Origin of the sequence: Pseudomonas sp. 10-1B, assembly GCF_000935045.1 — a bacterium.
In the GTDB taxonomy this organism is placed as follows: domain Bacteria; phylum Pseudomonadota; class Gammaproteobacteria; order Pseudomonadales; family Pseudomonadaceae; genus Aquipseudomonas.
The window spans coordinates 26,919-37,842 of record NZ_JYKS01000030.1; the positions used below are offsets into that span (position 1 = coordinate 26,919).

The following is a 10,924-nucleotide window of genomic DNA, read 5'->3' on the forward strand; positions in this document are numbered from 1 at the left end:
TGAAGCTAAAAAGGAATCTTTTATGACCCAGAAATTCGACGTAGTGGTGATTGGTGCAGGTCCTGGCGGCTATGTGGCTGCCATCAAGGCCGCACAACTTGGTCTGAAGACTGCCTGTATCGAGAAGTACACCGACGCCGAGGGCAAGCTGGCCCTGGGCGGCACCTGCCTGAACGTAGGCTGCATTCCTTCCAAGGCGCTGCTGGACAGCTCCTGGAAGTACAAGGAAGCCAAAGAGAGCTTCAACGTCCACGGTATCTCCACTGGTGAAGTGAAGATGGACGTCGCCGCGATGGTTGGCCGCAAGGCTGGCATCGTCAAGAACCTGACCGGTGGCGTTGCCACCCTGTTCAAGGCCAACGGCGTCACTTCGATCCAGGGCCACGGCAAGCTGCTGGCTGGCAAGAAAGTCGAAGTCACCAAGGCTGACGGCACCACCGAAGTCATCGAAGCCGAGAACGTGATCCTGGCTTCCGGCTCGCGCCCGATCGACATTCCGCCGGCTCCGGTCGACCAGAACGTCATCGTCGATTCCACCGGCGCCCTGGAGTTCCAGGCCGTACCGAAGCGCCTGGGCGTGATCGGTGCTGGCGTGATCGGCCTGGAGCTGGGCTCGGTATGGGCTCGTCTGGGTGCTGAAGTCACTGTCCTGGAAGCCCTGGACACCTTCCTGATGGCTGCCGACGCTGCTGTGTCGAAAGAAGCCCAGAAGACCCTGACCAAGCAAGGCCTGGACATCAAGCTGGGCGCGCGCGTCACCGGCTCGAAAGTCAACGGCAACGAAGTCGAAGTGACCTACACCGACGCCAATGGCGAGCAGAAGATCACCTTCGACAAGCTGATCGTCGCGGTCGGCCGTCGCCCGGTGACCACCGACCTGCTGGCTTCCGACAGCGGCGTGACCATCGACGAGCGTGGCTACATCTTCGTCGACGACTACTGCGCCACCAGCGTGCCGGGCGTATACGCCATCGGTGACGTGGTACGCGGCATGATGCTGGCGCACAAGGCCTCGGAAGAGGGCATCATGGTGGTCGAGCGCATCAAGGGCCACAAAGCCCAGATGAATTACGACCTGATCCCGTCGGTCATCTACACCCACCCGGAAATCGCGTGGGTCGGCAAGACCGAACAGTCCTTGAAGGCCGAGGGTGTTGAGGTTAACGTAGGCACCTTCCCGTTCGCGGCCAGCGGCCGTGCGATGGCAGCCAACGACACCGGTGGTTTCGTCAAGGTCATCGCCGATGCCAAGACCGACCGCGTGCTGGGTGTACACGTGATTGGCCCATCGGCTGCCGAACTGGTGCAGCAGGGCGCAATCGCAATGGAATTCGGCACCAGTGCCGAGGATCTGGGCATGATGGTCTTCAGCCATCCAACCCTGTCCGAAGCGTTGCATGAAGCAGCGCTGGCGGTGAATGGCGGCGCCATTCACGTGGCCAACCGTAAGAAGCGTTAATTATAAGAAACCACGGCGGGCTGCCCGTCGTGAGTCTTGCGTGCATGACTCACCGCGGAAAGTCCGCCGGACCGGATCACACGGGAAAACCCGGGGTCAACGGTCACAGGTGGTGCGGCGCCAGTGATGGCGCAGCGCCGAAGCGCAGTACCTAACGAAGACGGTAAAAAGCATGAATCTTCACGAGTATCAGGGTAAGCAGCTGTTCGCTGAATACGGCCTGCCAGTTTCCAAGGGTTTCGCTGTCGATACCCCTGAGCAAGCGGCAGAAGCCTGCGACAAGATCGGCGGGAACGAGTGGGTTGTAAAAGCCCAGGTTCACGCGGGTGGTCGCGGTAAAGCGGGCGGCGTCAAGCTGGTTCGCAGCAAAGAAGACGCCAAGGCGTTCGCTGCACAGTGGTTGGGCAAGAATCTGGTTACCTACCAGACCGATGCCAACGGTCAACCCGTCTCCAAGATTCTGGTCGAATCCTGCACTGACATCGCCAAAGAGCTGTACCTGGGCGCTGTAGTCGATCGTTCGAGCCGCCGTATCGTGTTCATGGCTTCCACCGAAGGTGGCGTGGACATCGAGAAAGTCGCTCACGAAACGCCTGAAAAAATCCTCAAGGCCACCATCGACCCGCTGGTCGGCGCTCAGCCGTTCCAAGGTCGCGAGCTGGCGTTCCAGCTGGGCCTGGAAGGCAAGCAAGTTCAACAGTTCGCCAAGATCTTCGTGGGCCTGGCCAAGCTGTTCAAGGATCACGACCTGGCGCTGCTGGAAGTGAACCCGCTGGTGATCAAGGCCGACGGCGACCTGCACTGCCTCGATGCCAAGATCAACATCGACGCCAACGCCATGTACCGTCAGCCCAAGCTGAAAACCTTCCACGACCCGTCGCAGGACGACGCCCGTGAAGCCCACGCCGCCAAGTTCGAACTGAACTACGTTGCCCTCGAAGGCAACATCGGCTGCATGGTCAACGGTGCCGGCCTGGCCATGGGTACCATGGACATCGTCAACCTGCACGGCGGCAAGCCGGCCAACTTCCTGGACGTTGGCGGTGGTGCTACCAAAGAGCGCGTTACCGAAGCGTTCAAGATCATTCTGTCCGACAGCAATGTCGCGGCCGTTCTGGTCAACATCTTCGGCGGCATCGTTCGCTGCGACATGATTGCCGAAGGCATCATCGGTGCAGTGAAAGAAGTCGGCGTCAAGGTTCCGGTCGTTGTTCGCCTCGAAGGCAACAACGCCGAACTGGGCGCTAAAGTACTGGCAGAAAGCGGTTTGAACATCATTGCGGCAACCAGCCTGACCGACGCTGCTCAACAAGTTGTCAAAGCTGCGGAGGGCAAGTAATGAGCGTCCTGATCAATAAAGACACCAAAGTCATCTGCCAGGGCTTCACCGGCTCGCAGGGTACTTTCCACTCCGAACAAGCCATCGCCTACGGCACCAAGATGGTCGGCGGCGTAACCCCAGGCAAGGGTGGTACCACCCACCTGGGCCTGCCGGTGTTCAACACCGTCAAGGAAGCCGTGGAAGCTACCGGCGCTGACGCTTCGGTCATCTACGTTCCGGCTCCGTTCTGCAAAGACTCGATCCTGGAAGCGGCCTTCGGCGGCATCAAGCTGATCGTGTGCATCACCGAAGGCATTCCTACCCTGGACATGCTGGATGCCAAGGTCAAGTGCGACGAGCTGGGCGTGACCCTGATCGGCCCTAACTGCCCAGGTGTCATCACCCCGGGCGAGTGCAAGATCGGCATCATGCCAGGCCACATCCACCTACCAGGCAAGGTCGGTATCGTTTCGCGCTCCGGCACCCTGACCTACGAAGCGGTCAAGCAGACCACCGACGCCGGCTTCGGCCAGTCGACCTGCGTGGGTATCGGTGGCGACCCGATCCCAGGCTCCAACTTCATCGACATCCTGAAGCTGTTCCAGGAAGACCCGAAGACCGAAGCGATCGTCATGATCGGTGAGATCGGCGGTTCGGCTGAAGAAGAAGCCGCGGCCTACATCAAGGCCAACGTAACCAAGCCTGTGGTTTCCTACATCGCCGGTGTTACCGCACCTGCGGGCAAGCGCATGGGCCACGCTGGCGCCATCATCTCCGGCGGCAAGGGCACTGCGGACGAGAAGTTCGCCGCTCTGCAGGACGCTGGTGTGAAGACCGTGCGTTCCCTGGCTGACATCGGCAAGGCCCTGGCCGAGCTGACTGGCTGGGAAGTCAAGAAGTAATACTGCAACACCCCCCACGCGCACAAAGGCCACCTTCGGGTGGCCTTTGTCGTTTGTGGGGTTTGAGTATTCCTGTGCCGGCCTCTTCGCGGGCTGCCCGCTCCCACAGAAGATCGCCACATTCAGAACCTGTGGTGATCCCTGTGGGAGCGGGCAAGCCCGCGAAGAGGCCAGAACAGGCGCTGTGGATTTTTCGATAGGTTTGATAGGAATTTTCACGCAGACGAATGTTTCAATTCGAGGATAATTCCTACTGTCCTCGGTCGCACAGACGACAAACACATACGCACATCGGACAAGCAGCACTGTGCCAGTGCGTTTGACTGTCAAAACAGTTACATTACGCGTTCACTCTGTGCCCGTACCCCAAAAGGGAACGACACGCTAAACGGGTCTGGCCTATCAAGCCGGGCAGCATTTCCCTCACCCATAGGGAAATCCCCTCTCGAATCCCGATTTCAGCAGTGTGGTACTACCTTAAATGAAAGTTCTCAAAGGCCAGGATATCCTGGCGCTTGGCTTTATGACGTTTGCGCTTTTCGTAGGCGCTGGCAACATCATCTTCCCGCCTATCGTCGGCTTGCAGTCCGGTCCGCACGTGTGGATGGCCGCCCTGGGCTTCCTGGTGACCGCCGTGGGCCTGCCGGTCATCACCGTGGTCGCACTGGCCAAGGTCGGTGGCGGCATGGATGCCCTGAGCAGCCCGATCGGCAAGTTCTTCGGTGGCCTGCTGGCCGCCGTGTGCTACCTGTCGGTCGGCCCATTGTTCGCCACCCCACGCACCGCGACCGTTTCGTTCGAAGTGGGCGTTGCGCCGCTGACCGGTGAAAGCCCGCTGGCGCTGTTCATCTACAGCCTGGTGTACTTCGCCGTGGTGCTGGCCGTGTCCATGTACCCGGGCAAGCTGCTCGACACCGTGGGCCGCTTCCTGGCGCCGCTGAAGATCATCGCCCTGGCCGTGCTGGGCATCGCTGCCTTCGCGCTGCCGGCCGGTACCATTGGTGAAGCGCAGCCGGCCTATGCCGCTGCTGCCTTCTCCAAGGGCTTCTCCGATGGTTACTTGACCATGGACACCCTGGGTGCCCTGGTATTCGGTATCGTCATCGTCAACGCCATCCGCTCGCGCGGTGTCGAGTCGCCGAAGTTGATCACCCGTTATGCCATCATCGCTGGCCTGATCGCCGGTGTCGGCCTGGCCCTGGTGTACATCAGCCTGTTCCGCCTGGGCGCCACCAGCCACGATATCGCAGCTGATGCCACCAACGGTGCGGCGGTTCTGCATGCTTATGTGCAGCATACCTTCGGCTCGCTGGGCAGCGGCTTCCTCGCCGTGCTGATCGCGTTGGCCTGCCTGGTGACCGCGGTTGGCCTGACCTGCGCCTGTGCCGAGTACTTCAGCCAGATGCTGCCACTGTCGTACCGTGCACTGGTGGTGATCCTGGCCGGCTTCTCGCTGCTGATCTCCAACCTTGGCCTGACCAAGCTGATCATGTTCTCGATTCCGGTGCTCACCGCCATCTATCCGCCGTGCATCGTGGTGGTTGGTCTGAGCTTCGTGAAGGAGCTGTGGAACTCGCCGACCCGTATCCTGGCGCCGGTGATGCTGGTGTCGCTGCTGTTCGGCATGGTCGATGCGATCAAGGGCAGCAGCATTGCCCACGTGCTGCCGGACTTCATGGCGCACCTGCCGCTGAGCGACCAGGGCCTGGCCTGGCTGGTGCCTTCGGTGGTGACCCTGGCCGGCGCCGTGGCGTGCGACCGCGTGCTGGGCAAGCCGCGCGAGGCGCTGGCCTGACCGGCATAGTTGAAGCCTGAGGGCGGCACCGGCCACAAGCCAAAAGGGTGCGCGCCAAGGGTGGAAACCGCAAAGCCCCGTATCCGAAAGGATGCGGGGCTTTTTTTATAGTCTGTATCGGCCTCTTCGCGGCTAAAGCCGCTCCCACAGGAGATCACCACATTCAGAACCTGTGGTGATCTCCTGTGGGAGCGGGTTTACCCGCGAAGAGGCCAGCACAGGCAATACATATTTCCCTGCAGAGGTGTGCCTTTTGCCGCTTGCCAGCGTCGAAACCCGGTCCCTATCCTTTAGGCACCTGGCGCTCTTGGGAACCCTGCATGAACTTCATCCAAAGCAACCTCAATAACCTGCTGGCCATTGCCTGGTTCGCCCTGTGCTGGGGCGGCTACACCCGCTATGCCATCTGGAAGGGCCGCGACACCGCCTGCCTGGCCAGCGTGCTGCACCTGTACCGCGAAGACTGGATGCGCCGGATGCTACTGCGCGACAACCGTATTGCCGATGCCAGCGTGATCGGTAACCTCGAGCGCAACGCGTCGTTCTTCGCCTCCAGCACCCTGATCATCCTCGCCGGTATCCTCACCGTGCTCGGCGCTTCGGACCGGGCGCTGTCGCTGCTGGCCGACCTGCCGCTGGTGCAGCAGGCCTCGCAGGGCATGTCGGAGGTCAAGCTGTTGTGCCTGGCGATGGTCTTCGTCTACGCCTTCTTCACATTCAGCTGGTGCATGCGCCAATACAACTTCGCCGCGGTCCTGGTGGGCTCGGCACCGATGATTGGCGAACGGCAAGTCAATGAACTAGAACGCAAGGCGTTCGCCTCGCGGGCAGCGCGAGTGCTGTCGCTTGCCGCCAACCAGTTCAACTTCGGCCTGCGTTCGTATTACTTCGGCATGGCCATGTTGAGCTGGTTCATAAGCCCGTGGTTGTTCATGGTCATGAGTGTCGGGGTCGTGCTGATCCTGTACCGCCGTGAGTTCCATTCGGATGTATTGGATGTGATGGTGTTCACACCCACCGAAAGTACCCCTCCAGAACCGCCCAAGGAAAATACGCTGTCTGGAGCCTGAAACGTTTAATCCGTAATTGCAGGCACAAAAAAACCCGACAATGTCGGGTTTTTTTGTTTTAGCCGATTACTGCTTGGCAGGTTCGGCCGGAGCAGCTGGCGCGGTTTCCGGCGCCGGAGTAGCCGGTGCGGCTTCTTCGGCAGCCTTCTGCTCGGCTTCGGCCTGATCTTTGGCAGCTTCGGCGTTTTCCTTGGCCGCTTCGTTCATCTTATCCTGAGCTTCACCCATCTTCTCCTGGGCTTGTTCAGCATGTTCTTGTGCGTCCTGGGCTTTGTCTTCGCTCGCTTTATCGCAAGCGGCCAGGCCCATGGCAGCAGCCAGCATCAGAGCAAAAGCAAAAGGTTTACGCATGGGTGTGTTTCTCCTTGGTGGAATAAGTGACTTGTTCCTTCGAGTGCCACTATGCGGAATTAGTTCAACGAAGATTACAGATATATAACGCCCCGTTCTATATAGACTTTTTAATGAATTTATGCCGTTTCGCCGCGGCGGGTGGTAGCAGCCAATGAGTGATTCAACCTTGACGGCCATGGCCGAGCGTTTTCTCTCGGCCCTTAAACATTGTCAGTTGTTGCAGATGCGTGTAGCGCAGGCCGATGGCGATGGCATGACCCTGGTCCTGCCCTGGTCCCCGGCCATCGTCGGCAACCCGCAGACCGGTGCCATACATGGTGGGGCGCTGACCACACTGATGGACACCACCTGCGGCATGGCCACGCTGTGCGTGCTGCCGCGCTTCGAGGTGTGCCCGACCCTGGACTTGCGCATCGACTACATGCACCCGGCCGAAGCCGGCAAGGACATCTACAGCCATGCCCAGTGCTACCGGGTCACCCGCGATGTGATCTTCACCCGTGGGAGCGCCTACCAGGACGACCCCACCCAGCCGATCTGCCAGGTGGTGGGCACGTTCATGCGCCTGGGTCAGGAGATCAAGGGCGGCATCCGTTTCGGCAACAGCCTGAAGGAGGGTGGGGCATGATTCCTCACGCGGTTCGCCAACAGCTCAACGCTGCCCATGCCCAAGGTGATTACCGGCCATTGCTGGCGTTGATTCCCTACGCCGGGCTGATCGGCATCGAATGCGAGCGCCAGGGCGATGACCTGCTGTTCCGCCTGCCGGCCAGCCAGGACAATATCGGCAACCCGCTGCTGCCGGCGATCCATGGCGGGGTGATCGCGGGCTTCATGGAGCTGTCGGCAGCGCTGTACCTGCTGATCTACAGCGAGAGCGCGAGTATTCCGAAGATCATCGATTTCTCCATCGACTACCTGCGCGCCGGGCATTTTCGCGATACCTACGCCCAGTGCCAGCTGTGGCGCCAGGGACGGCGGGTGACCAACGTGGCCATCACCGCCTGGCAGGGTGACAAGCAGTCGCCGATTGCCACAGCTCGCGCGCATTTCAAGATCGAACCGGAAAAGCCCTTGAAATCATCCGGGCAGCCCCCATCTGCATGACATCCGCCGTTAACGCAGGCCGAACCGGCCGCCAGGCGCCAATTGCCATCAGATCGGAGTTTTGAAGACCATGAGTGTGGAGACTCAAAAAGAAACGCTGGGCTTCCAGACCGAGGTAAAGCAGCTGCTGCACCTCATGATCCATTCCCTGTACTCGAACAAGGAGATCTTCCTGCGTGAATTGATCTCCAACGCCTCCGACGCCGCCGACAAGCTGCGCTTCGAGGCCCTGGCCAAGCCAGAGCTGTTCGAAGGCGATGCCGACCTGAAGATTCGCCTGAGCTTCGACAAGGACGCCGGTACCGTCACCCTCGAGGACAACGGCATCGGCATGAACCGCGAAGACGTCATCGCGCACTTGGGTACCATTGCCAAGTCAGGCACTGCCGACTTCATGAAGAACCTCACCGGTGATCAGAAGAAGGACTCGCACCTGATCGGCCAGTTCGGCGTGGGTTTCTACTCCGCGTTCATCGTTGCCGACAAGGTCGACGTCTACAGCCGTCGTGCCGGCCAGCCGGCTGCCGAAGGCGTGCACTGGTCGTCGAAAGGCGAGGGCGAGTTCGAAGTCGCCACCATCGACAAGCCACAGCGTGGTACCCGCATCGTCCTGCACCTGAAGAAGGGCGAGCAGGAGTTCGCCGATGGCTGGCGCCTGCGCAACGTGGTCAAGAAGTACTCCGACCATATTGCCCTGCCGATCCAGCTGCCAAAAGAGCAGGCTGCCGCTGAGGGCGAAGAGCAGCCGGCCGAAGAATGGGAAACCGTCAACCGCGCCAGCGCCCTGTGGACCCGTCCGCGTACCGAGATCAAGGACGAGGAATACCAGGAGTTCTACAAGCACATCGGCCATGACTTCGAAAACCCGCTGGCCTGGAGCCACAACAAGGTCGAAGGCAAGCTCGAGTACAACTCGCTGCTGTACGTGCCAGCCCGCGCACCGTTCGACCTGTACCAGCGCGAAGCGCCACGCGGCCTGAAGCTGTACGTGCAGCGCGTGTTCATCATGGACCAGGCCGAGTCGTTCCTGCCGCTGTACCTGCGCTTCATCAAGGGCGTGGTCGATTCCAACGACCTGTCGCTGAACGTGTCCCGCGAGATCCTGCAGAAAGATCCGATCATCGATTCGATGAAGACCGCGCTGACCAAGCGCGTGCTGGACATGCTGGAGAAGCTTTCGAAGAACGAACCCGAGCAGTACAAGGGCTTCTGGAAAAACTTTGGCCAGGTACTGAAGGAAGGCCCGGCCGAGGACTTCGCCAACAAGGAGAAGATCGCCGGCCTGCTGCGCTTCGCCTCCACCCAGGACGACAGCGGCGAGCAGAGCGTCGCCCTGGCCGACTACCTGGCCCGCGCCAAGGAAGGCCAGGACAAGATCTACTACCTCACCGGCGAGTCGTACGCGCAGGTCAAGAACAGCCCGCACCTGGAAGTCTTCCGCAAGAAAGGCATCGAAGTGCTGCTGCTGACCGACCGCATCGACGAGTGGCTGATGAGCTACCTCAACGAGTTCGACGGCAAGGCCTTCGTCGACGTCGCCCGTGGCGACCTGGACCTGGGCAACCTGGATTCGGAAGAAGACAAGAAAGCCCAGGAAGAAGTCGCCAAGGATAAAGAAGGCCTGGTCGAACGCCTGAAAGGCGCGCTGGGTGACAGCGTGGCTGAAGTGCGCGTGTCGCACCGCCTGACCGACTCGCCAGCGATTTTGGCCATCGGTGAGCAGGACCTGGGTCTGCAGATGCGCCAGATTCTGGAAGCCAGCGGGCAGAAGGTGCCGGAGTCCAAGCCGATCTTCGAGTTCAACCCGACCCACCCGCTGATCGAAAAGCTGGACAACGAGCAGAGCGAAGACCGCTTCGCCGAGCTGTCGCACATCCTCTTCGATCAGGCGGCCTTGGCGGCCGGTGACAGCCTGAAGGACCCGGCAGCTTACGTTCGTCGCCTGAACAAGCTGTTGGTCGAGCTGTCTGCTTGAGTTGATGCAGAGGAAAGCCCGCTTCGGCGGGCTTTTTTATGACGAGTGCCAAAGGAGTGCTTGATGAGCAAAGTAATCGTCGAATCGCTGGTCTATCACCTGTCCGGCAAGACCTATGAAAGCCGCCTGGTCTATGAGCCGGGTGCGCTGGGGCGGCCAGGCCTGGTGATGGCGCCGAACTGGATGGGCATTGGCGAAGGGGCCGAGCGCATCGCCAAGGAAGTGGCCGAGAAGGGCTATGTGGTACTGATTGCCGACCTGTACGGGCAATCGGTGCGCCCGTCCAACGCCGACGAGGCCGGCGCGGCGATGATGCCGTTGAAGAACGACCGTGGCGAACTGCGCAAGCGCATGCAGGAGGCCCTGGCGCAATTGCTGGGGCAATCGAAGGCGCTGCTGGAGCCTGGCAAGGTCGCCACCTTCGGCTTCTGTTTCGGTGGCTGCTGTGCGCTGGAGCTGGCCCGTACCGGCGCCGACTTGCGCGCGGCGGTGTCGCTCCATGGCACCCTGGACACGCCGAACCCGGAAGATGCCAAGCGCATCAAGGGCTCGGTGCTGGTGCTGCATGGTGCTTCCGACCCGCTGGTGCCAAAAGAGCAGTTGCCGGCGTTCGAGGACGAAATGAATGCGGCCAAGGTTGACTGGCAGTTGCTGAGCTATGGCGGGGCAGTGCACTCGTTCACCGACCCGAATGCTAATGTGCCGGGCAAGATGCAGTATGACCGGCGTACCTCCGAGCGGGCGTTCCGTTCGATGCATAACCTGCTGACTGAAGTGTTCCAGCGCTGAGATCGCAGGGGGCCGCTTTGCGGCCCATCGCCGGCAAGCCAGCTCCCACAGGTACAGCGTACGCCGCTCTTGTGGGAGCAACTGTCTTGTATTGCCTGGGCTGGCCTCATCGCCGGCAAGCCAGCTCCCACAGGTACTGCACAGGGCTTGAG

10 protein-coding genes are annotated in these 10,924 nt (G+C 60.7%); 9 read left to right on the forward strand and 1 reads right to left on the reverse strand.

Annotation, left to right across the window (positions count from 1 at the left end; all coding sequences use genetic code 11):
• Positions 1 to 22 precede the first annotated feature (22 nt).
• The 5 genes from lpdA to TZ03_RS17020 all read left to right on the forward strand — a co-directional run bounded on the left by lpdA (position 23) and on the right by TZ03_RS17020 (position 6,547).
• Entirely contained in the window at positions 23 to 1,459 is a 1,437-nt protein-coding gene (lpdA, locus tag TZ03_RS17000; protein WP_051099329.1) for a dihydrolipoyl dehydrogenase, read from the forward strand.
• A 172-nt stretch (positions 1,460 to 1,631) separates the two neighbouring features.
• Positions 1,632 to 2,798, forward strand: coding sequence for an ADP-forming succinate--CoA ligase subunit beta (gene sucC / locus TZ03_RS17005; RefSeq protein WP_003254205.1), 1,167 nt, complete (start codon positions 1,632 to 1,634; stop codon positions 2,796 to 2,798).
• Positions 2,798 to 3,682 (forward strand): succinate--CoA ligase subunit alpha, encoded by an 885-nt coding sequence (sucD, locus tag TZ03_RS17010; protein ID WP_004376004.1) that lies wholly within the window; start codon positions 2,798 to 2,800, stop codon positions 3,680 to 3,682. The genes sucC and sucD overlap by 1 nt, the downstream gene beginning before the upstream one ends.
• A 481-nt stretch (positions 3,683 to 4,163) precedes the next feature.
• The gene (gene brnQ, locus TZ03_RS17015) at positions 4,164 to 5,477 is read left to right on the forward strand and encodes a branched-chain amino acid transport system II carrier protein (RefSeq protein WP_051099331.1); all 1,314 of its coding nucleotides are present in this window, start codon (positions 4,164 to 4,166) and stop codon (positions 5,475 to 5,477) included.
• A 320-nt stretch (positions 5,478 to 5,797) separates the two neighbouring features.
• Positions 5,798 to 6,547, forward strand: a complete 750-nt coding sequence (locus TZ03_RS17020) for a DUF599 domain-containing protein (protein WP_051099333.1) — start codon at positions 5,798 to 5,800, stop codon at positions 6,545 to 6,547.
• A 66-nt stretch (positions 6,548 to 6,613) separates the two neighbouring features.
• On the opposite strand, the gene TZ03_RS17025 is transcribed toward TZ03_RS17020, so the two are convergent.
• Entirely contained in the window at positions 6,614 to 6,898 is a 285-nt protein-coding gene (locus TZ03_RS17025) for a hypothetical protein (RefSeq protein ID WP_051099336.1), read from the reverse strand.
• A gap of 154 nt (positions 6,899 to 7,052) precedes the next feature.
• Between TZ03_RS17025 and TZ03_RS17030 the strand changes: the two genes are divergently transcribed.
• From TZ03_RS17030 to TZ03_RS17045, 4 genes are all read left to right on the forward strand, one after another.
• Positions 7,053 to 7,529: a PaaI family thioesterase gene (locus TZ03_RS17030; protein ID WP_051099338.1), complete on the forward strand. Its 477-nt coding sequence runs from the start codon at positions 7,053 to 7,055 to the stop codon at positions 7,527 to 7,529.
• Positions 7,526 to 8,008, forward strand: a complete 483-nt coding sequence (locus tag TZ03_RS17035; RefSeq protein ID WP_051099340.1) for a PaaI family thioesterase — start codon at positions 7,526 to 7,528, stop codon at positions 8,006 to 8,008. Before TZ03_RS17030 ends, TZ03_RS17035 begins: the two co-directional genes overlap by 4 nt.
• 70 nt (positions 8,009 to 8,078) lie before the next feature.
• Positions 8,079 to 9,983 carry a molecular chaperone HtpG gene (gene htpG / locus TZ03_RS17040; RefSeq protein WP_051099342.1) on the forward strand — a complete coding sequence of 635 codons (1,905 nt, stop codon included), beginning with the start codon at positions 8,079 to 8,081 and terminating at the stop codon, positions 9,981 to 9,983.
• A gap of 63 nt (positions 9,984 to 10,046) precedes the next feature.
• Positions 10,047 to 10,772 carry a dienelactone hydrolase family protein gene (locus TZ03_RS17045; protein ID WP_051099344.1) on the forward strand — a complete coding sequence of 242 codons (726 nt, stop codon included), beginning with the start codon at positions 10,047 to 10,049 and terminating at the stop codon, positions 10,770 to 10,772.
• Positions 10,773 to 10,924 lie beyond the last annotated feature (152 nt).